This is a genomic window from Christensenella sp. KGMB01412, from assembly GCF_055522415.1.
In genome coordinates, this window is record NZ_JBVFVW010000007.1 from 22,061 (window position 1) to 45,582 (window position 23,522).

The following is a 23,522-nucleotide window of genomic DNA, read 5'->3' on the forward strand; positions in this document are numbered from 1 at the left end:
CACAAAGGACAGGGATTCTTGTATTATGCTACGATTTTTTGTATTGTGCTGTACTCAGGCCTGCGCTTTTGGTCGCGATAAAATCAATCCCTGTGTCCAGCACGTTTTGAAGGACAATATCCCCACGCCTGACGGGGGCATGCAATACGACGTCATTGAGCGCCGCCGAGGCGCGCAGCATCATTGCCTTGGGAATCGGCGCGCTTGTTTTCACAGGTAGCCGGGGGAGCTGTGCGCCCTTGATCTTAACAGTGGAGGTTACCATACGCATGGGATTTTTGAGCTCGTCCGCTACATAAAGCGTTCCGCGCGCACAGCCGGCGCCCTTCATATTTCCGTCGCCGTCCACAAAAATCCTGCAGCCCTTTGGGCATACGATACAGGTAAATTCTTTCATTCCATGTCTCCTCCCTGTAAAAATACTTCAATCTCTTTTCCCGTAAGCAGCTTTTTGGGAATTCTGATTTTTTCCATCTCGCCCGGCACGGCGTAATCCCTGCGAAAGCGTGCGATCTGTTTGCCCTCGCTTCTGACGATGATTTCGATGTTTGCATAAACGTCGTTCACACGGAAGAAAAGCTCCAGAAATCCGTCGATGCGTTCCATGCGCGCGCGCTGGGGAAGGATGTAGTTAAGCCCACGCCCCGCAAAAATATCAAAGTATGGGGAAGCCGGCTCCGGGCAGGAGGCAAACCTTGCCGCTGCCGCTCCCGCACGGATGCTTTCCATTGTCACAAAGTCCACGAGGTCGTGCACCTGCGCTACGTTACCGCATGCAAAAATGCCGGGAACGCTCGTTTCCATATTCTCATAGACGACAGGCCCTTTGGTACGCATATCGATTTCGATTCCCGCGTCCTTTGAAAGCTCGTTTTCAGGAATCAGCCCCACAGACAGCAGGATCGTGTCGCACTCGATTTTCTTTTCCGTACCGGGGATGGGCCTGCGGTCCTTATCTACGCGCGCAATCACAGCGCTTTTGACGCGGTGCTTTCCCCGGATTTCCACAATCGTGCTGGAAAGATAAAGAGGAATGTCAAAATCGTCCAGACATTGTACGATATTACGCCTTAGTCCTGCGGAATAGGGCATCAATTCCACGCACGCCACGACCTGTGCTCCTTCCAGTGTCATCCGCCGCGCCATGATGAGGCCGATGTCGCCTGAACCAAGCACCAGAACCTTTTTGCCAACCATACAGCCTTCCATATTCACATAACGCTGCGCCGTGCCCGCGGTAAAAATGCCCGCAGGACGTGTTCCGGGAATACCAAGAGCGCCCCGCGGACGCTCGCGGCAGCCCATCGCCAGCACAACCGCGCCAGCGTCGATCTCAATCACGCCGTTATCTGCGCTCAGCGCAGTAATATGCCTGTCCGGGGAAAGGGAGAGCACCATGGTGCCAAGCATCAGCTCTGCATCTGTCTCTGCCAAAAGGTCGGAAAAGCGCTCCGCATATTCCGGACCGGTCAGCTCTTCCTTAAAATAGTGAAGGCCAAAGCCATTGTGGATACATTGGTTCAGGATACCGCCCGGCTCAAAATCGCGTTCAAGCAATACGACCTTTTCCGCTCCCTGCTTTTTTGCCTCGATCGCCGCGGCAAGCCCCGCAGGTCCCGCGCCGATGATGGCAACGTCATATTTCATGCCTTAGTCCTCCTTGGTCTGCCCGGTCACGATGTAGCTGCCCGCAGTATCCTGCACAATATCCTTCATCGGAACGCCCAGCGTACGCGCCATAATGTCATGGATACGCGGCTCGCAAAAGCCACCCTGGCACCTGCCCATCCCCGCCGCGCACCGGCGTTTGACGCCGTCTATACTGACCGGATGCACCGGGCGGCGCAGGATATCGACGATCTCGCCTTCGGTGATTGTCTGGCAGCGGCATACCACAGTCCCGTATGCCGGATTTTTACGGATCAGCGCATCACGGTCGCTCATTGGCAGGCGGGAGAGGCGCACCACGCGCCGTTCGTCTTTAAAATCGCCTTTTTTATCTAACGTAAGGCCGCAGTCCGATAGGATGCGCACCAGATCCTCGGCAATCGCAGGCGCGGAGGAAAGCCCGGGAGATTTGATGCCCGCGGCGTTGATAAAATTTTTGACGGTTGATTCTTCTACAATAAAGTCGTCGCCCGCCACCGCGCGAAGGCCTGCAAAGTTACGGATGTTCTGGCTGAAATCGATGGTTGGAACGGATTTCAATGCCATTTCACGTATGAACGCGAGGTCGCCTGCATATGTCGCGGTATCGTCGCGGCTGTTTGCCGTCCGGCTGTCCGGGCCTGCAAACAGGTTGCCGTGCACCGTGGGCGCAACCACAACGCCTTTTCCGGCCTTGGTGGGGCATTGGAATACCACGGTGGAGACGATATCTCCCATGGTTTTATCGAACAGGAAATATTCGCCGCGTACCGGCGTGATCGTAAGCCCTGTTCCACCGGCCATTTCAAACACCCGGTCTGCGTACAGCCCCGCCGCGTTGATCACATATCTGGCAGTGTAGTGATCCTGCGTTGTTTTTATGTCAAAAATACCGTCCCTTTTTGTGATGCGCAGCACCGCGTTGTCCAGAAAACAGTCCGCGCCGTTGGTAACGGCGGTCTCGATCAGTGCGGCGGCATATTCCCACGGGCTTATGATCGCCCCGGTTGGGGCCCACAGCGCGCACAGTACACCGTCAGAAAGGTTTGGCTCGCGCGCAAGCACGGTTTCGCGCGAAAGGATTTCCACAGGCACGCCGTTTGCAACGCCGTTATCGTAAAGCTTGTGCACCTCGCGTTTTTCCTCTTCCGTAAACGCCAGCACAAGCGAGCCTGTCCTGCGCAGCGGGATATCGAGCTTTTCTGCCAGCTCGTGCGCGAGGATATTTCCACGCGCGTTGTATTTTGCCATCAGCGTACCCGGCTGCGGATCGTAGCCCGCGTGTATGATCGCACTGTTGGCCTTGGTGGAGCCGCACGCAATATCGTTTTCCTTTTCAAGCAGCGCGGTTTTGAACTTATATTTGGAGCACTCGTATGCGGCAGCACAGCCGGTGATCCCTCCGCCAATGATGATTACGTCGTAATGCTTCATAGCTCCTCCTGTTGCTCCCGCGTGTTTTCCATGGTGCGGTTTACGGCGCGGGCCCAGCCGCGCACAAGCGTATCGCGTTTTTCCTGCGGCATGGCGGGCATAAAGCGTTTGCCAAGCGTCCAGTTCTGCGCTATTTCATCCATGCTTTCCCATACGCCCGTCGCAAGGCCTGCAAGATAGGCTGCGCCAAGCGCGGTCGTCTCCCGTATGCGCGGGCGTATCACCGGCGTTGCGGTAATGTCGGACTGGAACTGCATCAGGAAATTATTTGCCGACGCGCCGCCGTCCACGCGCAGGCTGCCAAGCTCTATTTTGGTATCCGAGCGCATCGCGAGCAATACGTCCATCGTCTGGTAGGCAATGGCTTCGAGCGCGGCGCGCACGATGTGTTCGGCGCTTGTGCCGCGTGTAAGGCCCGTTATGGTGCCGCGTGCGTACATATCCCAATAAGGCGCGCCAAGGCCCGTGAACGCGGGAACAAGGTAAACCCCGCCGCTGTCCGGCACCTTCTGTGCAAAATACTCGCTGTCAGCGCTGTTTGAAATCATCCGCAGCTCATCCCGCAGCCATTTTATCACTGCGCCGCCCATAAAAACGCTTCCTTCAATCGCATAGTGCAGCTGCCCCTTTGGCGTGGCGGCAATGGTGGTCAAAAGCCCGTTTTTGCTGTAGCAGAGCTTTTCGCCGGTGTTCATCAGTAAAAAACAGCCCGTGCCGTAGGTGTTTTTTGCCTGGCCCGGCGCAAAGCAGGTCTGTCCGAAAAGGGCCGCCTGCTGGTCTCCTGCAATGCCTGCAATGGGAACCTTACTGCCATATAAATCGGCGTAACCGTAGATTTCGCTCGAGCTTCTTACCTCGGGCAGCATACATTTTGGAATATCAAGCCTTTGCAGAATCGTATCGTCCCACTCGAGCGTCCTGATGTTAAACATCATGGTACGCGAAGCGTTGGTGTAGTCGGTTATGTGAACCCTGCCGTTTGTCAGGTTCCACAACAGCCATGTGTCCACCGTACCAAAAAGAAGCTCGCCGTTTTCGGCACGCCTGCGTGCGCCGTCCACATTGTCGAGAATCCACTTAAGCTTGGTTGCGGAAAAATATGCGTCGATCAGGAGGCCGGTATTCTCACGGATATATTCCTCCATACCGTCCATTTTAAGCTGTTCGCAGATGGAAGCCGTGCGCCTGCACTGCCAGACAATCGCGTTGTAAACAGGCTTTCCGGTCGCCTTTTCCCATACGATCGTGGTTTCCCTCTGGTTGGTAATGCCGATTGCCGCAATTTCTTCAGCGGATATTCCCGCGGCGTCAATCGCCTCTTCAAGAACCCCGTATTGCGAGGAATAAATTTCGGTTGGAATGTGTTCCACCCAGCCGGGCTGAGGAAAATACTGTGCAAATTCCTTTTGCTTCACGCAGACAATATTCTGCTTCTGGTCAAACAGGATACATCTGGAGCTGGTCGTGCCCTGGTCGAGCGCAACAATATATTTTTTCATAAACCATACCTGCTTTCCGTTTGCGTTCTGCAAAAAGGCGCTGTGCCTGGCAGTGTAAAAAACGATACCTTATTATAACACGCCGGGCTGCTTTTTTGCAGAAAAAAAGAAGGCCGTTTTCTTTCGAAAACGGCTTTAAGCGATGCGTTTCAAATTCAGTTTTTCCACAATGAGCAGGTCGACCAGTCTGGTGCAGTCCCCGTTTACCGCGAGGCCGCCCTTGTTGATCAGTGTAATACTACCCTCGAGGATTGTGACGATCAGCGGTATCAATATATAACCTTCCGCGGAAGGAATACCATATTCCTCCAAAAAATCTGCCATAAGGGGAGTATAGTGGGCAGAGAATTGCTTCATAATATTTTTTTCAGGTTGCATGCGCCACGCCTCCCTCGAGGAAGGGCTGATATGCAGCAGGTAATGGTATTGCGGATAAGTGACCATGAACTTCATGTAGCCTTTGCACATTGCAAGAAATGCGTTCTCCTTCGGACGGCCGTCTATCTCCTTTTGGATAAACGGATAAATCCGGTTCAGGATATAAGGGTATGTGGCCTCGATCAATGCCTGTTTATCCTGGAAATGCTTATATATGGACGCATGCGTAACACCACATTCCGCGGCAATTTTCCGCAATGAAATCTTATCCGCTCCCAATTTTTCAATATGGCGGATCGTTGTTTCAATCAACCGGTCCTTATTGTTTTCGCGTTTTTTCCTGTTTGCCATATCTGGACTCCTTCAAGATAAAGTCATTGCAGCATCCGCTTGAACAGATAGCCGAGCATAAGTCTCAGGAAGGTATCCCTGTCTGCATCCTCCGGGATGAGGTCATCGTGCAGCATATTGGGAAACCCGTTAACGACCGCCAGCATCAGCAGCTGGTCGAGATTCGCGGAAAGCTCGTTGTCCTCGTCGCCATCCGAGAAGGGGCGGCTTTTGCCGACAAATTCGATCAGCGCGGAAGGATCGGCGGGAACAGCCCCGGCCTGCATTGTAATGCCCTGCATCTGCACCAGCTTTTTCAGGGAAGGCCATCCGGGGAATTGCGGAACGCATACCACGTCCCCGCCGTCGATGCGTACGTCAAAAGACGGCGCATTTGCGCTTAAGGAGACGGTTTCAAGATAATAAGGGTATTTCTCAAACGTGTAAAGATAGATGCTTGTAAGCTCCTGGAGCTTATCCAGAAAGTTACCCTCCGGCTGCATGACAATTTCTATGGTAAGGGCCGTTAGCTCATCAAGTACGTGCTTTGTGATCGTCGCCACAAACTCGTCCTTGTTTTTAAAGTGGTTATAGATTGCATGGGGAGTTACATTGCATAACGCGGCTATTTTACGCATGGTCAGGTCCTTTAAGCTGTGCGTTTCCAGAAACCGGATTCCCGCGTCAAGCAGCTCGTCCCGCAAGGATCTTTTTTTCGTGTCCTGTTTTTTCAAAAAAGCATACACTCCTCCCGTTTTTGCCACTATATTATACTATAAACAGAGGTAAGATACAATCGAATTATTTAATGAAAATGGCTTCACAGCTTGGTTTTTGTGCCATGCACCACAAAAGGAAACGTAAAAAAGCATTTTAATGAAAAAGTAACCAGAGTATATTGACTTTTTACGGCGGGTTGCCTAAAATAAAAGTGGTACAAGTAACCGGCGTATACACATCGGAAAGCAGGCCGGTAATTATCCGGAAAAACAGCAGTGATTATGCAACCGGTCCGCCACGGGACTGAAACCGGCTGCATTCTGTGCGCCCAAAGGAACGCCGGCCTGTCTTGAAAGAGCAGCGCTGTATAAAAAGCATGGCAGGGTACGGATAAGGCGATGATAAATAAGCAATTATTATCAAAATAAAAAGAAAGGTCGTAAAAAGAATGAACAAGAAAGAATTGGTCGGCAGGGTAGCCGAAAAAACCGGAATGATGAAAAAGGACGTTGAAATGCTTACAGATTCTTTGCTTTGCGAGATACAGGCCGCGCTCGCAGCAAAAGAAAAGGTGCAAATCATGGGCTTTGGCACATTTGAAGTACGAACACGCGCCGCAAGAAACGGCCAGAATCCGAGAACAGGGGAGAAAATCCATATGGACGCTACAAAAATCCCCGCGTTCAAAGCAGGAAAACTGCTTAAGGATGCTGTTCGGAAATAAATTGGAAACGACGGCCCGAAAGGCTGTCAGGAGGTATCATTTTATGAAAAAGTATATTGCTGAATTTATTGGGACTTTTGTGTTGGTATTATTCGGCTGTGGCACTGCGGCGCTTTCGGGCGGTATCGGAAGCATTACGGGAATTGTCGGAATTGCGCTTGCGTTCGGCCTTTCTATTGTGGCCATGGCATACTGTATCGGAACTATTTCAGGCTGCCACATCAATCCGGTGGTATCGTTTGCAATGCTGCTGTCTAAGCGCATGAGCGGTAAGGATTTTGTGGGCTACGTGATCGCGCAGGTGCTGGGAGCCATCCTTGCGAGCGCGATTTTGATGGCAATCATAAACGGCAGTGCCAACCTTGGCCCGGTTTCCGAGGTCGGCCTTGGGCAGGACGGCTTTGGCTCCGCGTCCTATGTGGGAATTTCCATGGGCGGCGCGTTCCTTGTCGAAGTAATCCTGACGTTCGTATTCGTGCTGACCGTTTTGGGCGTAACGTCTTCAGAGAAGATGAGCTCGGTTGCAGGCCTTGTGATCGGCCTTACGCTTGCCTTTGTGCACATTATGGGCATTCCGCTCACTGGAACGTCCGTAAATCCGGCAAGAAGCCTTGCTCCCGCGATCTTTATGGGTGGGCAGGCGCTCGAGCAGGTATGGCTGTTTATCGTTGGGCCGCTCATTGGCGCAGCGCTTTCGGCGCTCGTGTGGATGTTCCTCGTAAAGCAGAAAAAGCAGGCCGCGCTGTAAAAATAAAGCAGAACAAAAACTCCGCGAGAAGCGGAGTTTTTTTGTTGCCTGCGCGTTTTGGAAAGGGCGTGGAGCGGCCCGCGCCGCCACAGCTGTATTTACAGTAACACGCATAGAATATGAACTTTGTGTGAGCGGGTGTTAGAAGACCAAAAATATGGATATAAGTAAATTGGAGGGAAAAACCATGTTACAGGTAAAACGGGTATATGAAGGCGCGCAAAAAGCAGACGGGTACCGTATTCTGGTGGACAGGCTGTGGCCGCGCGGGGAATCGAAGGAAAAGGCGGCAATCGATTTCTGGGCGAAAGACGTCGCCCCCAGCACGGGAATCAGGACGGAGTTCCATCACGATCCGCAGCGCTTTCCCGCATTCAAACGGGAGTATCTCGCAGAGCTTGTACAAAATCCAAAAGCCGCGCAGTTTGTAAGTCTTGTCAAGGAAAAACTCAAAGAAGGAAACGTCACGTTTGTGTACGCTGCAAAGGACGAAACCTATAACCATGTGGTGATATTAAAGTCGTTCGTACAGGAGCAGCTTCAGTAAACACCGCAGTTTCAGGGAAAGGAGAAAAATCATGAAAACAGTATTACATATCGATGAAGCAAAAAAATGGCCGCTTACACTTGGGAACGCAAAAAATATGGTAAAATATGCCGAAGAGATGGGCATTGATTTTGACTTGGAAATCGTAGCGAACGACGAAGCCGTCAGGCAGTTGCAGGACGATTTGGCAAAGACGGAAGGCTACTATGCAGATATTGAAGAGCTTGCCCTGGAAACCGTGAAATTTGCCGCGTGTCGGAATGCGATGAATAAATATGATATCAAAGAAAACAGCCTGATACCGTTTGTCGAGGTGGTTCCCGCGGGCATTGCGGAGCTGACCAGAAAGCAGCACGAAGGGTTTGCATATATTAAGCCCTGAGTAAAAGGCGTTGCCGGCGCCTGGAAATTGAGATGCTTTTAAGCGGATTGGCGCTTCATTGATGCTGCGCCTGTCCGCTTTGTTTTTTTAAATGCTGGATATGGATGCCGATATGCCCAATTCCAAGGATAATGGAGGAAACCGCCATCAGCCCCACGCCGCCGTAAATACCAAGCAGCAGGAAGGCGGCTACCGGAAGCGTGGCCAGCGGCACCGGAATGCCCAAAAAGCTGCGGTAAAAATCTCCCTGCGTTTGGTTGCTCCTGAAATAACGTATCCAGCCCGCCTCATACAGCAGCATCAGCGCAAACGAAGCGATAAGCCATACGCTCCGGGCAGAAAACGGCGCAAGGTTGAAGCCGCTGAATACGAGCGCGCAAAACGTGCAGAGTACCTGCCCCGCGCGCTCGAATACCACCAGCAGCCGGTTCTCCCCGGCGGGGGTGTAATCCGCCGGCAGGCGCCTGCTCCAGATGATGTTGGGGATAAAAAGCATCAGCAGGTAAATAAGTCCAACATAAGAAAAGCCGAATTGTCCGATCATAGCGGCCTATTGCTCCTGTCCCGCGGGCAGCGCGTCCTTTAGATACGGGTAAGGGTTCACATACATGCCGTTCGGCGCGATAATTGCAAGGTGCAGGTGGTTTGCGGTGCTGTTTCCGGTGTTTCCGGCAAGCCCTACGGGATCGCCGCGCTTTACGATGTCTCCCGCGCAAACAAGGTCTGATACCTCCACCATGTGGTAATAATGGTATTGCGTTTTATCCGCGCCCTCGAGAATCACATAATTGCCCGTACCCGCGCCGCTCCCCTTGGCAAGGATCGTCCCGTCCACGCACGCAAGCTCCGGCGTGCCCTCCGGGCACAAAATGTCCGTCCCGGTGTGCCTTCTCGCGCCGCCGTCGCGGTCGTTATACCAACCGTTGCGGTAATCGTAGCGTTCTTCAAAAGGGAAGGAAAGCTGCTCTGTAAGCTCCGGGTATTCGCCGCTGTTTTCAATCAGCTCCATGTTGTCGTCATATAACGTCAGCAGGTATGTGCACGTGAAGAACGCGCCGGGAATCGCTGTCTCCTCCTGCGTATCGTTTGGCAGCTCATAAAAAAGAACCTGCGGGGTTTTGGGGGTAAGCGTCAGGGTGGCTTTGGTTTCGCCGTCTTCCCCTGCCACAACCTCTGTGGACGAATCCACGCACAAAGCAAAAATCGCCGGGACTCCTTCGGGCGACGCAGCCATCGGAGCCGCCGCCGCAAGCAGCTGCCACGATGGAACGCCGGCGTTCATCTGGAAATTGACGTTTCCATAGCTCTGGTATTCTTCAGCCATGCGGTTTCCGACCTCGTCGGCCCACGCCTCAAAGCTTTCCACAATGTCCCTTGTGATTTCAGGATACTCCATTATCAGCTCGTAATCCCGCATGCCCGTATCCGTTGGATACAGCTGCGCGGGATAACATTCCGGGGCAAACGCCTCCGTCGTAACCGACTCGAGCGTCAGCTCGGGCACGGGCGACGGCGCAGGGGAAGGCGCGGGCGACGGCGTAGCCGTTGCTTCAGCCCGTACGTCCGAAGCTTTGGGCTGCGCCTGTGGCGCGGAGCACGCGCACAGCATGACCGCAATGAGCGTTATACAAACGATTCCAAACCATTTTTTCATAAAAAGCCTCCCCGTCAGTCTCCGCGTTTGGATTCCCTGTACCGTCTCATAAATTCCTCATCCTCGATTTCCAGCCCGCGTTCGCCGGAAAGGGATTCCATATGGTGCCGGAATTCATGGCGCAGGGTTTTACGCAGCTCCGCGGTGAGGGCCTGCCCGGAAAGGTGGGAAAAAAGCCGCTCAAAGGAGCCGTAATAAATGGCGATATACCGCCCCATGTCCGGGCTTTTAAAATACCGGCCCAGCACATACAGGTCGTTTGCGCGTCCCTCCGGGTGCAGCTCCACCTGCGGCAAAAGGATAATGCCGCCGTTCAGCTCGTGGAAAAATTCAGGGGGAAGCTCCTCGGCAAGCTTATCGAGCAGCTCTCCCATTTCGTCAAAAGAAATCAATTCAGTACCTCCGGTGCTGTTTTTTGTATACTAACATACCGCGGCGTAAAAAGAAAGAAAAACAGGGGCAGACAAATGTTTTTGGGCAAATACGCAGGTTATATTAGTATAGAAACAAACCGCAAAACAAAGGCATGGAAAGGAGGCGGCAGGCAATGGACTCGTCAAAACCCGCAGAGCAGGCGCAACAGGCGGTAAAAACCCTGATGGATTCGCTCAACGACTGGGCGGAAAAGACCTTTTCACTCGGTTTTTGGGAGACGATCATCATGGTCGGCGTGGTTGCGCTCGCCACATTTATCGTATTGTGGTTGTTGTCGCACTTCCTGAAAAAGAGGCTGAGCGGCAACCTGCGTATTTTTTACAGGCTGATCTATGTGCTTGTGATTGCAGTAGCCGTTATCAGCGTGCTGATGACCATCAACCCGCTCAAAAAATTTGCCACCACCGTAATCGCAAGCTCGGGCATTGCGGCGGTGATTATAGGCCTTGCCGCGCAGGAAACGCTCGGAAACCTGTTCAGCGGCATATCGATCGGCCTGAGCAAGCCGTTTTTGGTGGGTGAATACATAGAGATCGTGAACATGAACGTAGCGGGCATCGTGAAGGCCATCGATTTACGCCACACGGTGATAGCGGGCGCGGACGGCAGGCATGTGGTGATCCCAAACGCGGTGCTCGATAAGGACATGATCGTGACCTCGCATAATACCATGAACCCAATGCTCAGCAACAAGCTGGATATCGGCGTGCCATATAATACGGACGTTGACCTTGCCATGAAGATCATGGCGGACGAGGTCAAAAAGAACAAAATGCACATCGATATGCGGACGCCGGAGCAAAAGGAAAACGGCGCGCCGGAGGTGGTGGTGCGGATCGAGGACTTCCGCGCGGGCTCTGTTTTGCTGCGTGCGTTCGTGTGGACAAAGGATACCATTTCCGGCGGGCAGGCGCTCGCAGACATCCGCTACGCCGTCAAGGAAGAATTTGATAAAAACAACATTACAATCGTGAACTGAGGCAAACCTCACATACAAATTGTGAAAACACCGGCGAAATTGACAACGAAAATACGCGGTGATATGATAAATATGGATTTTACAGCATATCAACTTATGGCGTCGCAGGGCTGCGCCGCCGTATGTTCGCTGCATAGCAGTGCGGAAACAGGGCGCCGCCTTGTTTCCGGCTTTTGTTTCTGGTAGCACTTATATTTTTAAATTTCAGATAAAGAGAGGACAGGAAATGGACGAAAAAATGCACGCTGTTTTGCAGGAAATCTCGCGCACTGTGGACGGGATAGACCAAAACGGCGCAGAGCGGTTCGCGCAGATGATGTGCGCCGCGCCGCGTATCTTTTTTGCGGGCGGCGGCAGGAGCGGGCTGATGATCCGCGCGCTTGCCATGCGCGCCATGCACCTTGGAAAACCGGCCTATGTGCTGGGGGAGGTTACCACTCCTTCGGTAGCCGCGGGGGATTTGCTTGTGATTGCGAGCGGTTCCGGCGAAACGGAAAGCTTTGTGAGCCATGCCAAAAAGGCCAAGAAGCTCGGCGCAAAGCTCGCGACGGTCACAATTAACCCGCAGGCCAGCATCGGCAGCCTTGCGGATTGCACGGTACAAATCGACGCGCCCGCAAAAGCGGACGGGGGGCAGGCGTCCATCCAGCCGATGGGCTCGCTTTTCGAGCAGGCCATGCTGCTGTTTTTTGACCGCACAGTGCTGCGTATGATGGAAATCCTCGATAAAACCCCCGGGGAAATGTACAAAAACCACGCCAATCTGGAATAAAGGAGAAAAATAATATGGAAAATCCGTTGAAAACACTGCTCGACAAAAACTCAAAAGACTATACGCCCCAGTTTTCAGTAACCGTGGCAAATGAATTTGTAATCAGGGTGTGCATGGAGCACGCCAAAAAGAACAACCGTATGTTTATGGCGGAGGCCAGCGTAAACCAGGTAGACCAGTTTGGCGGCTATACGGGCATGAAGCCAAAGGATTTTGCGAACATGATCGAAAACATGGCAAAGGACGTAGGCATAGATCCCTCCCACGTTATCATGAGCGGAGACCATCTCGGCCCGTTTACCATGCAGGATAAAAACGAAGACGAGGCAATGGAATACTCGAGGGAGCTTGTGCGCCAGTATGTGGAGGCGGGCTTTCGCAAAATACACCTCGACACCAGCATGCGCCTGGCAGACGATCCGCAGGACAGGCCGCTCGCAACGGAGGTCAGCACGCGCCGCGCGGTAGAGCTTGCCAAAATTTCCGAGGATGCGTACGCGCGCACCAAAGACGACGTATCGTGGAAGTACCGCCCGGTGTATATCATCGGCAGCGAGGTTCCCGTACCGGGCGGCACGCAGGACGAGGAAACGTTGCAGGTTACAAAGCCGGAGGATTTGCGCGTCACCCTGGACGGCTACAAAAAGGCGTTTACAGACGCCGGTTTAAAGCAGGTATGGGACGACGTTGCGTGCGTTGTCGCGCAGGTGGGCGTGGAATTTTCAGACGAGGCAGTGCATGATTTCGAGCCGGAAAAAGCCGTTGCGCTTGCAAACGCGCTCAAGGAATACCCGCACATCACCTTTGAAAGCCATTCGTCGGATTACCAGACAGCCGGGAACCTCAAAAGCATGATCGACCACGGCACGGGCATCCTGAAGGTAGGCCCGGAGCTGACCTTTGCATACCGCGAGGGGTTGATGGCGCTCGAGCATATCGAACGTGAGCTGATCGGAAAATATCCGGGTATGCGGCCTTCGCATTTTGGCGATACGCTTGAAACGGTGATGCTGGAAAGCAAGCCGAATTACTGGATCAAATACTATCACGGCACGCCGGTGGAGCTGAAAATCAAGCGTAAATACAGCTTTTCAGACAGGTCGCGGTATTATCTATCAAATCCGCAGATTCAGGAATCAATCGACCTGCTGCTTGAAAATACGGGCAAAATGGAGATACCGCTCACGCTTATCAGCCAGTATTTGCCCATGCAGTATGAGCGCATCCGCGATGGAAAGATCGAAAATTCCGCGATGGCGCTTGTGAAGGATAAAATCGATTGCGTGCTGGACCGTTATACGTCCGCGCTGTAATCAGGGAAAATAAAAAACGCCCGTGGCATTGTGCTACGGGCGTTTTTTGCTGCTGTTACCGAACCGGTCAGGCAGGTTTGTGTAACGTGTCCTGCCTTTAGCGGGCAGGCGCAGGACAGCTTGCGACTCAGGGACGCGCGTACAAAGAATTAAAAAAGCACAGACGCGCTCTGCATCCGCCTGCTCGGGCATGGAACAAAATTCAAACAAAGCATGACGGCTCCTGAAGCCCTTCGCTGCAATCTGTCCTGTGCCTGCCGGAAACACAGCATTTTTCGGGCAACGCACGATTGCCGCGCAGTGCGTGCAAAAGCCGGAGGCTGTTTCAGGATATTGCCTGCAAGGGGCTTGTGAAGGGCGCTTTTCGTTGTACCTCCCTGCCGCGCGCCCGCAAGCAGAGCGGCGTACTTTGCAGATATTCCTTTCCCTGTACGCCGTGTCCCCTCAAAGGCAATGCCTGTAACAGGCTTCGGTAACAGTACCAAAAAAAGAGCTCCCCACAGTATGTGCCGCGCAGTGCGCGCAAAAGCCGGAGTCTGTTGCAGGATATTGCCTGCAAGGGGCTTGTGAAGGGCGCTTCATGTTGTCCTTCCCTGCCGCGCGCCCGCAAGCAGAGCGGCGTACTTTGCGGCGATTTCTTTCCCTGTATGCCGCGTCCCCTCAAAGGCAATACCTGAAATAGGCTCCGGTAACGTATGCTCCGTCTATCATGCCCTTGACCTTTTCCCTTATCCCTTCACGCCCTGCCCTCAATCTCCCCTCATGCCTTTTCTCTCCGCCCCGTCTACCTTGACCTTATCCCTTCGCCCTTAATGTTCTTCATCCTTTTCTTCCCCGCCCCGTCAACCGTGTCCTTCTCCACTCATGTTCCGGCAGCCGCGCAAAAGCCGGAGCCTGTTGCAGGATATTGCCTGCAAGGGGCTTGTGGAGGGCGCTTCATGTTGTCCTTCCCTGCCGCGCGCCCGCAAGCAGAGCGGCGTACTTTGCGGCGATTTCTTTCTTTGTACGCCGCGTCCCCTCAAAGGCAATGCCTGTTACAGGCTTCGGTAACACTACCAAAAAAAGAGCAGCCTTTTGCCGCCCTGTTCTATCCCGAAATAAAACGAATCCCGCGCCCCCTTTTTCTTGACATTCCTTTCATTAACCCATACAATAAACATAGGGAATTTCCCTGCAATATAAAATCGCAGCAGGCCGGAGTGCAGCAACACTCCAAGCCCTGCTATCCGGTGCCACGACACCCTCAAGCAATCCCATCAGGGACACTGCGATCAAGTATCATTATACATTCCCTCGGGAATGAGTGCAACGATATTTTGACGCGCGAGGGTTTTTAGAGCTATGCTCTGCGCACCCCGCGCGTTTTTGTATTTGGGAAATTCCCAACCATTAAAAAAAGGTGGTTGGGAATTTTGAAACAGGATACACAGTCAAACCACACCCGCGCCCTGCTTGGAGCCATTCCGCAGGATTGCCCCAGCGCGGCCCCGCTGTTCCGTCTGGTGAACGACCTTGCCGACCGTCTGGGAGACAAAATCCCGCTGCTGTGGGAATACATTTCCGGCGTTCTGGAATCGTCCGGGGCTGCTTCGGCTTTCGATGCGGAAAGCTACGGCTACGAGGCAGGCAGCCGCCTGCTCGATATTTCGCGCACCATCATGCAAACGCCCGCGCATTCCTATGGGGCGGCGCCGGATACAGAGCTGCTGTCCAGTGATTTTGACGACATCAGGGATGCGGAAACGCGCAGCTGCCTCTGCTTTGCGGAGCTTTCGGACGCGTACTTTTTCGATGCGTACGATAAATATCTGAAAGACCGGCAGTCACACCTTGCGTTTTGCACCGACGTCCCGCAAATCAATAAAGCGGGAAAGCAGCTGGGCGGGCTTCTGGGGGAGCCTGCCATAGCAGAACTTTACGGTAAGCTGCGCGATCTTTTTTTCCCATGCCCGGCGCTCGAGGCCTTCCGGCATGGTTATTCGGCATTCCTGCTGCGGGTATTGACGCGCATGGACGCGGACACCGGCAAGCAAATCTGGCAGCTGTGGTGCGAGTACCTGTAAGCCCCCTGCCGCCCAATCAAAAACGCCCCCTGTTCCGCAGCGGAAAGGGGGCGTTTGCATTATTGCCATCATACGGTTAAGCCCGTGCGTGCACCATCCGTTTACATCAGGCTGAATACCAGCTCGGAATAAGCGGCGGGATCCTCGATTGGCAGCCCTGCCATCAGCTCTGCCTGATGGTAGAGGATTTGCGCGTATGCCTTTGCTTTTTCCCTGTCGGTTTTCTCCAGTTCTTTGAGCGTCTGGAACACCGGATGCTCTGCGTTTAGCTCGAGCACGCGCTCAGCCTTCATTTTACTGTCCGGCTGCACCTGTGCAAGGTATTTTTCCATCTCAAAGGAAAGCGGCCCCTCTGTGGTCAGGCAGACCGGCTGGCTGCGCAGCTTCCCGGAAATACGGGCCTTTGCAATGCGGTCTCCAAGGGCCTCCTTCACAAAATCGAGCAGCTCTTTGTTTTCCTCGCCCTGCTTTTCGATTTCCTTCTTTTCGTCCTCTGTTTTCAGGTCGTCGTCCGCGCTGTTGATGGATTTGATTGGCTTATCGTCATACTGCATCAGCGCCTGCGCCATAAATTCATCCGCTTCGTCTGTGAAATAAAGGATTTCATATCCCTTTTCGCGGATGTATTCCGCTTGCGGCAGCGATGCAATATGCCGGATGCTGTCGCCCGTCGCGTAATAAATGGACTTCTGGCCTTCCTTCATGCGCCCGGCATACTCCGCGAGCGAGGTCAGCTTTTCTCCCGCCGACGAATGGAACAGCAGCAGGTTTTTGAGGCTGTCCTTGTGCGCGCCGTATTCAGCCATAACGCCGTATTTCAGTTGCAGGCCAAAAGCCTTCCAGAAGGTTTCATAGCTTTCGCGGTCGTTTTTGAGCATCTTTTCAAGCTCGCCCTGTATCTTCTTTTCAAGGTTGGATGCAATGGCGCGCAGCTGTCTTGTCTGCTGTAGCATTTCGCGGGAAATATTGAGCGAAATATCAGGGGAATCCACAATTCCGCGCACAAACCTGAAATGCTCCGGCACCAGCTCCTCGCAGCGCTCCATGATCATCACGCCGCTTGAATAAAGCTGCAAGCCCTTTTTGTATTCCTTGGTAAAATAATCGTAGCTCGCCTTTGCGGGGATAAACAGCAGCGCCTTATAGTTGATCATGCCCTCCGCGTCCACGCGAATGGTTTTCAACGGGTTTTCAAAGTCAAAAAACTTTTCCTTGTAAAAATTGTCGAGGTCTTCCTGCTTTACCTCATTTTTGTTGCGCTGCCAGATGGGCGTCATGCTGTTGAGCGTCTCCAGCTCGCGGTAAGTCTCCCATTCCGGCTCAGCGCCCTCCTTGCCCTCGTTTACGTTGCGGCTGCGCTCCATTTCCATCTGCACCGGGTAGCGCACGTAATCCGAGTACTTTTTCACCAGTGCCGCAAGGCTGTTTTCATTCAGGAAACGGCTGTAGTCCTCGCCCTCTGCGTCGGGCTTGATTTCCATAATGATCTCTGTGCCCTGCGTGTCCTTTTCGCAGGGCGTGATGGTGTAGCCGTCCGCGCCGGAGGACTGCCATTTGTAGCCTTCCTCTTCGCCGTATTTTTTGCTGAGCACAGTGATTTTATCGCTGACCATAAAGGCGGAGTAAAAGCCCACGCCAAATTGGCCGATGATGTCGATGTCCTCCTGCTGCTGCTCGCCCTCTGCCATATCGTTCTTAAACTGGAGCGAGCCGCTGCGCGCGATCACGCCGAGGTTGGACTCCAGCTCTTCCCTGTTCATGCCGATGCCGTTGTCTGTAATTTTCAGTATGCGCTTTTCGCGGTCCGGCTCGATGCGGATATAAAAATCGCTCCGGTTAAGCCCTGTGCCGCCGTCCGAAAGGGATCGGTATACCAGCTTGTCGATTGCGTCGCTCGCGTTGGAAATCAGCTCGCGTAAAAAGATTTCCTTATGTGTGTAGATCGAATTGATCATCAAATCCAGCAAACGCTTTGATTCTGCTTTGAATTGTTTCTTTGCCATTTTTATCACCTCTGTAAATCTGCTTATAAAGAAAATTATACATTTTTTTCCACAGAAATCAATGCGCGCTCTTTGCGGGATAACGATATTGCCCCAAAAATCCGTTTATAGTTATGGGTAAGGATAGAATCAAGCCAGATAAAGGAGACGGTTATGAAAAAATACGACGTAGTGGTCATTGGCTCCGGCCCGGGCGGGCAGGTGTCGTCAAGGGCGCTTGCAGCAGGCGGCAGGAAGGTCGCGGTGGTCGAAGAAGATTTGTGGGGAGGAACCTGCCCCAACAGGGGTTGTGATCCCAAAAAGGTATTGGTGGCGGGAATGGAAGCTGTAGACCGCAGCAACCAGCTCGATGGAAAGGGACTTTCCCCCATACGTTCCATCAACTGGCCCGGGCTGATGGAGTTTAAGCGAACCTTCACCGATCCCGTTTCATCCTCGTCCAAAGAAGGACTGGCCCGCCGCGGCATAACCACGGTCGGCGGGAGCGCAAAATTCGTGGGCAGCGGGCAAATCGAGGTAAACGGGCAGGCCATAAAAGCGGATACGTTTATCATTGCGACAGGCCGCCGCCCGGCGGTACTCGATATTGAAGGAAAGGAATATTTGAAAAACAGCGCGGATTTTCTGGAAATGGAAACGCTGCCGCGCAAAATTACCTTCATTGGCGCGGGCTATATAGCCTTTGAGCTTGCGTGCATTGCAAACGCCGCCGGCAGCGAGGTAACCGTAATCCACCACAACGCCCGTCCGCTCAAGGGCTTTGACGAGGGCCTTGTATCGGCAATGGTGCTGGCGATGCGGGCAAAGGGAATCCGCTTTGTTTTTGATGTGGATATTGCAAGGGTAAGCAGGCAGGGCGGTTCGTTTTTGCTCGAAGCGGATAATTATGAAGATAAAACGGATTGCGTCGTGTGCGCCACGGGAAGGCTGCCCAACCTCGAAACGCTCGGCTTGGAAAATGCGGGCGTGGAATATGGCAGGCGCGGCGTAGAGGTAAACGGTTTCCTGCAAACGTCAAACCCCTCCATATATGCCTGCGGGGACGTTGTCGCCAAAAAACAGCCGGGACTGACTCCCGTCGCCCGGTTTGAAGCAAAATATATCGCGCAAAGGCTTCTGGGCGGCGAAACCGGAAGCATCGTATATCCTCCGGTTCCGTCCATCGTATTTGGCAGTCCAAAGCTCGCGTCGGTCGGCATTTCGACTGCCGACGCAGGCAAAGAGCCGCAAAAGTATACCGTCAAAGAAGTCGATATGACAAGATGGTTCAATTACCGCCGGATAAACGAGCCGGTTGCAAAGGCAAAGCTTGTGTACGGGGACGGGCTGCTTGTGGGCGCGCATATTCTTTCCGGCACTGCGGACGAGCTGGTCGATTACCTTGCAATGGTCATTGCCCTCAAAATTTCGAAGCAACAGCTCAGCCAAATGGTTTTTGGATTTCCAACCATCGCCGCCGACCTCCAAAGCCTGCTCCGCTAATCCGGATATCCTGCCACGCGCTCTTTTTTGACTGCTGTTACCGAAGCCTGTTACAGGCATTGCCTTTGAGGGGACGCGGCGTACAAAGAAAGGAATATCTGTAAAGTACGCCGCTCTGCTTACGGGCGCGTGGCAGGGAGGTACAACGAAAAGCACCCTCCATAAGCCCCTTGCAGGCAATATCCTGCAACAGGCTCCGATTCTTGCGCGCATCACGCGGCACATACTGTGGGGAGCTCTTTTTTTGGTACTGTTCCGAAGCCTGTTACAGGCATTGCCTTTGAGGGGACGCGGCGTACAGGGAAAGGAATATCTGCAAAGTACGCCGCTCTGCTTGCGGGCGCGCGGCAGGGAAGGACAACATGAAGCGCCCTCCACAAGCCCCTTGCAGGCAATATCCTGCAACAGGCTCCGATTCTTGCGCGCACCACGCGGCACATACTGTGGGGAGCTCTTTTTTTGGTACTGTTACCGAAGCCTGTTACAGGCATTGCCTTTGAGGGGACGCGGCGTACAGGGAAGGGAATAACTGTAAAGTACGCCGCTCTGCTTGCGGGCGCGCGGCAGGGAAGGACAACATGAAGCGCCCTCCACAAGCCCCTTGCAGGCAATATCCTGCAACAGGCTCCGGCTTTTGCGCGCACTGCGCGGCAACCGTGCGTTGCCCGAAGTTCTTCTGTGCTGCCGGGCGGGTGCACCGAAGAGCGGCTCTCCGGTGTATCCGCACCTCTCACCCCATACCGCAATATCACAAACGCTTTTCCGGCAGGCACAGGGCAGATTGCAGCGAAGGGCTTCAGGAGCCGTCATGCTTTGTTTGAATTTTTTTCATGCCCGAATAGGCGGATGCAGAGCGCGTCTGTGCTTTTTTAATTCTTTGTACGCGCGTCCCTGAGTCGCAATCTGTCCTGCGACTGCCCGCTAAGGGCAGGACACGTTACACAAACCTGCCTGACCGGTTCGGTAACAACTGCAAAAAAAGCGGATGCCGCCGCACCCGCCCCTTAAATCATTCATCATATAGTATGCTATGCTGTGCCAAGCGCGACCCTGTTGCGGGGATCGCGCTTTTCCATGTTGCGAAGCTCGCCAATCACAAGCGCAACCGCGAGGATTGCCGCCGCCCCGTCTGCAATCGGCCCTGCATACATCACGCCGTCGATTCCCCAGAAGATCGGGAAAATCAGGATCAGCGGAAGCAGGAATATAATCTGCCGCGTCAGCGATAGCAGGATGCCGCGCGTCGCCTTGCCGATTGACGTAAAGAAATTCGAAATGAGCGGCTGCATTCCGTTTGCAAAGGTCAGCAGCATAAAGATGCGGAAATACCGCTCCGCAAACTCAAAATAGTCCTCGCTGCCCTCGCCGAACGCGCTCACAATCTGCCGCGGGAAAAGCTGGAAGGCTAAAAATGCTGCGATGGAAATCGCAAGGACGATAACGGTAGCCTTGGAAAACGTCTTTTTGACACGTTCGTAATTGCGTGCGCCGTAGTTAAAGCCCACAATAGGCTGACAGCCCTGCGCTACGCCGATTGCAAACCCCAGGAAGAGAATGTTCACCTTGGTGATAATGCCCACCACCGCAAGCGGTATCTCGCTCCCATAGTGGGATAGCCCGCCGTAATAGGTGAGCGTGTTGTTCATGGTGATCTGCACGGCGGTCAAAGCGAGCTGGTTGAAGCAGGCCGCCATGCCAAGCGTAAAGATCATTTTTGCGTAGCTCCAGTGCGGGCGCAGGTGCTTTTTGGTCAGCTTGAGCGTTTTAAACCTGCGGAAATACAGGATTACCATAACCGCGGAAAGTATTTGCCCCAGTACGGTTGCAATCGCCCCTCCGGCGATGCCCATATTCGCCCCAAAGATCAGCACCGGGTCGAGAATCGTGTTGAGGATCGCGCCGGAAAGCAGGCACGCCATGGAGTAGCCCGGGCTGCCGTCTGCGCGCACCAGCTGGCTGCCGCCCGTGGTCAGGATGATAAACGGGATTCCAAGCGTGGTAATTCCCGTGTAGGTCTGCGCATAGGGAAGGACGTTAGGCGTAGAGCCAAACGCCATCAGCAGCGGATCGAGGAACGCGATTACCACCACCGCAAGCGTCACGCCAAAGGCAATCATCAGCGTAATGCCCGTCCCGGCGATATGCCCTGCCTTGTCCTTATGCCCCTCGCCCAGCCGCAGGTTAAAGTTGGACGCGCTGCCCACGCCGATCAAAAGGGCGATAGCCGTGCTGATCGTGGTGAGCGGGAACGCAACGTTTGTCGCGGCGTTTCCAAGCAGTCCTACGCCCTGCCCGATAAAAATCTGGTCTACGATATTATAGATTGCGCTGACAAGAAAGCTGATGATTGCAGGGATCGCGAATTTGGCGATCAGCTTGCCAATCGGCTCGGTTGCCAGTGGATTTTGTGCAGTGTTATTTATTGTGTCTGTCATTGTGTCCTTCCCTTCCTTGGATGCGTTTGTGCCGATTGACATTTTAGTACAAATGTGCTAAAATGTCAACAATGTTTTGGCAGATCACGGCATAAATGAGGGAAGCAATGAAAAAAGACATCAAAAACGAGATCATTTCAGCGGCGCGGGAGCTGTTCAGTATAAACGGCTATAATGCGGTCACCATGCGCGACGTTGCCGATGCGCTTGGCATCAGCGTGGGGAACCTGACCTATCATTTCAAAAAAAAGGAAGACCTCATCGAAGCGGTGATTATCGATCAGCACCGTGGCTACAGGAAACACGGCGAAATCAAAACGCTTGCGGCGCTCGACGGGTTTCTTCGGTATATCACAGAGCACCACGATAAGCACCAGTACTATTTCCGGCACTACGCGCAGCTTTCACAGCTGTGCCCGCAGGTCTACCAGATGCAGCTTTCAGTGATGCGCGATTTATACGATACGCTCAGGACTGCGCTCAAAAATCTACGGGACGCGGGGCTTGTTCGCGGGGAAGAATTTCCGGGGCAGACGGAGGGCGTAATCCAGTCCCTCATGACCACCTCATGCTATAGCCAGCCGCATTTTGAGCGCTGGAAGGACGTTAGCCACGATGCAAGGAAATGTATGTGGAGCGTGGTATCCCTGATGCTCACCGCGGAAGGCAGGGAAGCCTTTACGCGGGAGATAGCCCTGTAAGGGCGTCCACGAGAGCCTTATCGTAAGCGTCCTTTGTTCTCTCGTCAAAGCATACCATGGTCACATCCATTTCAGGATGTTCTTTCAAAAACGACAGGATCGTTTCCGTCGCCAGTTTTGCCGCCCGCTCCAATGGAAAGCGGTAAACGCCCGTGCTGATGGAAGGGAACGCCACGGTTTTCAGGCCGTGCTCCGCCGCAAGCCGCAGGCTGCTGCGGTAGCTGCCCGCAAGCAGTTCTTCCTCGCCGTTTTTGCCGCCCCGCCAGATTGGGCCGGGCGTATGGATTACATAGCCCGCGGGCAGGCCGTAGCCCTTTGTGATTTTGGCCTGCCCGGTTTCGCACCCATGGAGCGTGCGGCATTCCGCAAGCAGCGCAGGCCCCGCCGCGCGGTGGATTGCGCCGTCTACGCCGCCCCCGCCCAGCAGGGAGGTGTTTGCCGCGTTTACTATCGCGTCCCCTTTGAATTTTGTGATATCGCCGGTCATAACATGGTAATTCATCGGAAAGCTCCTTTCATTCACCGCGGCCCGCCGGGATAACCGCACCGGAAGGGCAGCTTTCTTCGCACAGGCCGCAGTGCAGGCAGTTCTGCTGCCGGATTGCGTAGGGCGAGCCTTCGGCGATGCACCTTTGCGGGCACACACCCGCGCAAATGCCGCACGAAATACATTCGCCTGTAATCACAAAGCCTTTTTTGTGCTCCTTCTGTTTGCCAAGCAGGAACGTCTCGCGAAAGATCGGCGTTCCTGAAAGATCAAAAAATTCGCCCTGTCCTTCGTACAGGCAAAACACCTCGAGAATTTTGCGGCTGTCGCCCGGATAGACCTCGTTCATGGAAGGATTCTGCTCAAAAATTGGGCCGAGCATATCCTGGGATACCTTCTTCACTTTCCCGCGCAGCGTAATCATCTGCCAGTTTTTATTCATGCCGGAAAGCGCGGCGAATTTTTGTTTTGTAAGCTGGCTGTAAAATTCCTTGCCGCGCGCCGTCAGGAAATACAGGCAATCCTCCTCCACAAGCATAACGTCGATAATCCGCGCCGTTGGCAGGCCGTCGTGCCCGATTGTCGCAAAAGAAAAGTCCTTGATTTCCCGCATCATTTTTAAATATTCACTGGTTTTCATAATTTGGCCTCCAAAATAAAAATGTAGTTAGCGTCACTACCTGAACGATAACACATCACAAGGGCGATAATCAATCGATTCCCATTATTTTGCTGAAATTACAGGAACGGTGTGGTAAAATATACGGGAATACAGAATGAAACAAAGAA

Annotated in this window: 26 protein-coding genes; 11 read left to right on the forward strand and 15 right to left on the reverse strand. The window is 53.5% G+C overall.

Annotation, left to right across the window (positions count from 1 at the left end; genetic code table 11):
* Nucleotides 1-28 precede the first annotated feature (28 nt).
* The 6 genes from ACS5WU_RS11060 to ACS5WU_RS11085 all read right to left on the reverse strand — a co-directional run bounded on the left by ACS5WU_RS11060 (nt 29) and on the right by ACS5WU_RS11085 (nt 6,022).
* Complete coding sequence (locus tag ACS5WU_RS11060) at nt 29-397, reverse strand: DUF1667 domain-containing protein (protein ID WP_046441978.1); 369 nt, start codon at nt 395-397, stop codon at nt 29-31.
* The gene (locus tag ACS5WU_RS11065) at nt 394-1,647 is read right to left on the reverse strand and encodes an NAD(P)/FAD-dependent oxidoreductase (protein WP_302759994.1); all 1,254 of its coding nucleotides are present in this window, start codon (nt 1,645-1,647) and stop codon (nt 394-396) included. Before ACS5WU_RS11065 ends, ACS5WU_RS11060 begins: the two co-directional genes overlap by 4 nt.
* Before the next feature lie 3 nt (nt 1,648-1,650).
* Nucleotides 1,651-3,081 (reverse strand): NAD(P)/FAD-dependent oxidoreductase, encoded by a 1,431-nt coding sequence (locus tag ACS5WU_RS11070; protein WP_059108414.1) that lies wholly within the window; start codon nt 3,079-3,081, stop codon nt 1,651-1,653.
* Nucleotides 3,078-4,580, reverse strand: coding sequence for a glycerol kinase GlpK (glpK, locus tag ACS5WU_RS11075; RefSeq protein ID WP_046442003.1), 1,503 nt, complete (start codon nt 4,578-4,580; stop codon nt 3,078-3,080). The genes ACS5WU_RS11070 and glpK overlap by 4 nt, the downstream gene beginning before the upstream one ends.
* A gap of 135 nt (nt 4,581-4,715) precedes the next feature.
* Nucleotides 4,716-5,309, reverse strand: coding sequence for a TetR/AcrR family transcriptional regulator (locus ACS5WU_RS11080; protein WP_046441982.1), 594 nt, complete (start codon nt 5,307-5,309; stop codon nt 4,716-4,718).
* Between the two features lie 23 nt (nt 5,310-5,332).
* Nucleotides 5,333-6,022 carry a TetR/AcrR family transcriptional regulator gene (locus ACS5WU_RS11085; protein WP_052740084.1) on the reverse strand — a complete coding sequence of 230 codons (690 nt, stop codon included), beginning with the start codon at nt 6,020-6,022 and terminating at the stop codon, nt 5,333-5,335.
* A gap of 434 nt (nt 6,023-6,456) precedes the next feature.
* Here ACS5WU_RS11085 and ACS5WU_RS11090 point away from each other — a divergent pair, with 434 nt between their 5' ends.
* From ACS5WU_RS11090 to ACS5WU_RS11105, 4 genes are all read left to right on the forward strand, one after another.
* Nucleotides 6,457-6,732 carry an HU family DNA-binding protein gene (locus ACS5WU_RS11090; RefSeq protein ID WP_046441984.1) on the forward strand — a complete coding sequence of 92 codons (276 nt, stop codon included), beginning with the start codon at nt 6,457-6,459 and terminating at the stop codon, nt 6,730-6,732.
* A complete protein-coding gene (locus ACS5WU_RS11095; protein ID WP_302759995.1) occupies nt 6,716-7,480 on the forward strand; it encodes an MIP family channel protein in 765 nt (254 codons plus the stop codon). Before ACS5WU_RS11090 ends, ACS5WU_RS11095 begins: the two co-directional genes overlap by 17 nt.
* A 187-nt stretch (nt 7,481-7,667) precedes the next feature.
* On the forward strand, nt 7,668-8,027 hold the full coding sequence (locus ACS5WU_RS11100) for a DUF488 domain-containing protein (RefSeq protein WP_046441986.1): 360 nt from the start codon (nt 7,668-7,670) through the stop codon (nt 8,025-8,027).
* A 31-nt stretch (nt 8,028-8,058) separates the two neighbouring features.
* Nucleotides 8,059-8,409, forward strand: coding sequence for a DsrE family protein (locus ACS5WU_RS11105; RefSeq protein ID WP_302759996.1), 351 nt, complete (start codon nt 8,059-8,061; stop codon nt 8,407-8,409).
* Nucleotides 8,410-8,464: 55 nt separating this feature from the next.
* Here the strand turns inward: ACS5WU_RS11105 and ACS5WU_RS11110 are convergent, their stop codons facing one another.
* The 3 genes from ACS5WU_RS11110 to ACS5WU_RS11120 are packed head-to-tail and all read right to left on the reverse strand — an operon-like array spanning nt 8,465 to nt 10,455.
* Complete coding sequence (locus ACS5WU_RS11110; protein WP_302759997.1) at nt 8,465-8,953, reverse strand: hypothetical protein; 489 nt, start codon at nt 8,951-8,953, stop codon at nt 8,465-8,467.
* A 6-nt stretch (nt 8,954-8,959) separates the two neighbouring features.
* Nucleotides 8,960-10,063: a M23 family metallopeptidase gene (locus ACS5WU_RS11115; RefSeq protein ID WP_302759998.1), complete on the reverse strand. Its 1,104-nt coding sequence runs from the start codon at nt 10,061-10,063 to the stop codon at nt 8,960-8,962.
* A gap of 14 nt (nt 10,064-10,077) precedes the next feature.
* The gene (locus ACS5WU_RS11120; protein WP_235811542.1) at nt 10,078-10,455 is read right to left on the reverse strand and encodes a metallopeptidase family protein; all 378 of its coding nucleotides are present in this window, start codon (nt 10,453-10,455) and stop codon (nt 10,078-10,080) included.
* A 155-nt stretch (nt 10,456-10,610) separates the two neighbouring features.
* Between ACS5WU_RS11120 and ACS5WU_RS11125 the strand changes: the two genes are divergently transcribed.
* From ACS5WU_RS11125 to ACS5WU_RS11135, 3 genes are all read left to right on the forward strand, one after another.
* Entirely contained in the window at nt 10,611-11,477 is an 867-nt protein-coding gene (locus tag ACS5WU_RS11125; RefSeq protein ID WP_046441992.1) for a mechanosensitive ion channel family protein, read from the forward strand.
* A gap of 226 nt (nt 11,478-11,703) precedes the next feature.
* A complete protein-coding gene (gene hxlB, locus ACS5WU_RS11130; RefSeq protein WP_046441994.1) occupies nt 11,704-12,249 on the forward strand; it encodes a 6-phospho-3-hexuloisomerase in 546 nt (181 codons plus the stop codon).
* Between the two features lie 14 nt (nt 12,250-12,263).
* Entirely contained in the window at nt 12,264-13,562 is a 1,299-nt protein-coding gene (locus ACS5WU_RS11135; protein ID WP_302760000.1) for a class II D-tagatose-bisphosphate aldolase, non-catalytic subunit, read from the forward strand.
* Nucleotides 13,563-13,711: 149 nt separating this feature from the next.
* Here the strand turns inward: ACS5WU_RS11135 and ACS5WU_RS11140 are convergent, their stop codons facing one another.
* Entirely contained in the window at nt 13,712-14,047 is a 336-nt protein-coding gene (locus ACS5WU_RS11140; RefSeq protein ID WP_302760001.1) for a hypothetical protein, read from the reverse strand.
* 451 nt (nt 14,048-14,498) lie between these two features.
* Nucleotides 14,499-14,621, reverse strand: coding sequence for a hypothetical protein (locus ACS5WU_RS11145; RefSeq protein WP_302760002.1), 123 nt, complete (start codon nt 14,619-14,621; stop codon nt 14,499-14,501).
* Between the two features lie 353 nt (nt 14,622-14,974).
* Here ACS5WU_RS11145 and ACS5WU_RS11150 point away from each other — a divergent pair, with 353 nt between their 5' ends.
* A complete protein-coding gene (locus ACS5WU_RS11150; protein WP_059108409.1) occupies nt 14,975-15,625 on the forward strand; it encodes a hypothetical protein in 651 nt (216 codons plus the stop codon).
* Between the two features lie 101 nt (nt 15,626-15,726).
* Here the strand turns inward: ACS5WU_RS11150 and htpG are convergent, their stop codons facing one another.
* Nucleotides 15,727-17,628 carry a molecular chaperone HtpG gene (gene htpG / locus ACS5WU_RS11155; RefSeq protein WP_302760003.1) on the reverse strand — a complete coding sequence of 634 codons (1,902 nt, stop codon included), beginning with the start codon at nt 17,626-17,628 and terminating at the stop codon, nt 15,727-15,729.
* Nucleotides 17,629-17,781: 153 nt separating this feature from the next.
* Here htpG and ACS5WU_RS11160 point away from each other — a divergent pair, with 153 nt between their 5' ends.
* Both ACS5WU_RS11160 and ACS5WU_RS11165 read left to right on the forward strand, forming a co-directional pair.
* The gene (locus ACS5WU_RS11160) at nt 17,782-19,110 is read left to right on the forward strand and encodes a dihydrolipoyl dehydrogenase family protein (protein ID WP_302760004.1); all 1,329 of its coding nucleotides are present in this window, start codon (nt 17,782-17,784) and stop codon (nt 19,108-19,110) included.
* 459 nt (nt 19,111-19,569) lie between these two features.
* Complete coding sequence (locus ACS5WU_RS11165) at nt 19,570-19,692, forward strand: hypothetical protein (protein ID WP_465089161.1); 123 nt, start codon at nt 19,570-19,572, stop codon at nt 19,690-19,692.
* A gap of 446 nt (nt 19,693-20,138) precedes the next feature.
* On the opposite strand, the gene ACS5WU_RS11170 is transcribed toward ACS5WU_RS11165, so the two are convergent.
* Nucleotides 20,139-21,545 (reverse strand): MATE family efflux transporter, encoded by a 1,407-nt coding sequence (locus tag ACS5WU_RS11170; protein ID WP_302760256.1) that lies wholly within the window; start codon nt 21,543-21,545, stop codon nt 20,139-20,141.
* A 107-nt stretch (nt 21,546-21,652) separates the two neighbouring features.
* Here ACS5WU_RS11170 and ACS5WU_RS11175 point away from each other — a divergent pair, with 107 nt between their 5' ends.
* Entirely contained in the window at nt 21,653-22,246 is a 594-nt protein-coding gene (locus ACS5WU_RS11175; RefSeq protein WP_046442147.1) for a TetR/AcrR family transcriptional regulator, read from the forward strand.
* Here ACS5WU_RS11175 and ACS5WU_RS11180 read toward each other — a convergent pair.
* Both ACS5WU_RS11180 and ACS5WU_RS11185 read right to left on the reverse strand, forming a co-directional pair.
* Nucleotides 22,224-22,748 (reverse strand): O-acetyl-ADP-ribose deacetylase, encoded by a 525-nt coding sequence (locus ACS5WU_RS11180; RefSeq protein WP_046442149.1) that lies wholly within the window; start codon nt 22,746-22,748, stop codon nt 22,224-22,226. The genes ACS5WU_RS11175 and ACS5WU_RS11180 overlap by 23 nt on opposite strands.
* A gap of 13 nt (nt 22,749-22,761) precedes the next feature.
* Nucleotides 22,762-23,373: a 4Fe-4S binding protein gene (locus ACS5WU_RS11185; protein WP_302760258.1), complete on the reverse strand. Its 612-nt coding sequence runs from the start codon at nt 23,371-23,373 to the stop codon at nt 22,762-22,764.
* Between the last annotated feature and the right edge of the window lie 149 nt (nt 23,374-23,522).

Bases quoted from the DNA above. Each gene is read 5' to 3' on its own strand.
- ACS5WU_RS11060 (WP_046441978.1), bottom strand. From the start codon at position 397: ATGAAAGAATTTACCTGTATCGTATGCCCAAAGGGCTGCAGGATTTTT.
- ACS5WU_RS11065 (WP_302759994.1), bottom strand. From the start codon at position 1,647: ATGAAATATGACGTTGCCATCATCGGCGCGGGACCTGCGGGGCTTGCC.
- ACS5WU_RS11070 (WP_059108414.1), bottom strand. From the start codon at position 3,081: ATGAAGCATTACGACGTAATCATCATTGGCGGAGGGATCACCGGCTGT.
- glpK (WP_046442003.1), bottom strand. From the start codon at position 4,580: ATGAAAAAATATATTGTTGCGCTCGACCAGGGCACGACCAGCTCCAGA.
- ACS5WU_RS11080 (WP_046441982.1), bottom strand. From the start codon at position 5,309: ATGGCAAACAGGAAAAAACGCGAAAACAATAAGGACCGGTTGATTGAA.
- ACS5WU_RS11090 (WP_046441984.1), top strand. From the start codon at position 6,457: ATGAACAAGAAAGAATTGGTCGGCAGGGTAGCCGAAAAAACCGGAATG.
- ACS5WU_RS11095 (WP_302759995.1), top strand. From the start codon at position 6,716: ATGCTGTTCGGAAATAAATTGGAAACGACGGCCCGAAAGGCTGTCAGG.
- ACS5WU_RS11100 (WP_046441986.1), top strand. From the start codon at position 7,668: ATGTTACAGGTAAAACGGGTATATGAAGGCGCGCAAAAAGCAGACGGG.
- ACS5WU_RS11105 (WP_302759996.1), top strand. From the start codon at position 8,059: ATGAAAACAGTATTACATATCGATGAAGCAAAAAAATGGCCGCTTACA.
- ACS5WU_RS11110 (WP_302759997.1), bottom strand. From the start codon at position 8,953: ATGATCGGACAATTCGGCTTTTCTTATGTTGGACTTATTTACCTGCTG.
- ACS5WU_RS11115 (WP_302759998.1), bottom strand. From the start codon at position 10,063: ATGAAAAAATGGTTTGGAATCGTTTGTATAACGCTCATTGCGGTCATG.
- ACS5WU_RS11125 (WP_046441992.1), top strand. From the start codon at position 10,611: ATGGACTCGTCAAAACCCGCAGAGCAGGCGCAACAGGCGGTAAAAACC.
- hxlB (WP_046441994.1), top strand. From the start codon at position 11,704: ATGGACGAAAAAATGCACGCTGTTTTGCAGGAAATCTCGCGCACTGTG.
- ACS5WU_RS11135 (WP_302760000.1), top strand. From the start codon at position 12,264: ATGGAAAATCCGTTGAAAACACTGCTCGACAAAAACTCAAAAGACTAT.
- htpG (WP_302760003.1), bottom strand. From the start codon at position 17,628: ATGGCAAAGAAACAATTCAAAGCAGAATCAAAGCGTTTGCTGGATTTG.
- ACS5WU_RS11160 (WP_302760004.1), top strand. From the start codon at position 17,782: ATGAAAAAATACGACGTAGTGGTCATTGGCTCCGGCCCGGGCGGGCAG.
- ACS5WU_RS11170 (WP_302760256.1), bottom strand. From the start codon at position 21,545: ATGACAGACACAATAAATAACACTGCACAAAATCCACTGGCAACCGAG.
- ACS5WU_RS11175 (WP_046442147.1), top strand. From the start codon at position 21,653: ATGAAAAAAGACATCAAAAACGAGATCATTTCAGCGGCGCGGGAGCTG.
- ACS5WU_RS11180 (WP_046442149.1), bottom strand. From the start codon at position 22,748: ATGAATTACCATGTTATGACCGGCGATATCACAAAATTCAAAGGGGAC.
- ACS5WU_RS11185 (WP_302760258.1), bottom strand. From the start codon at position 23,373: ATGAAAACCAGTGAATATTTAAAAATGATGCGGGAAATCAAGGACTTT.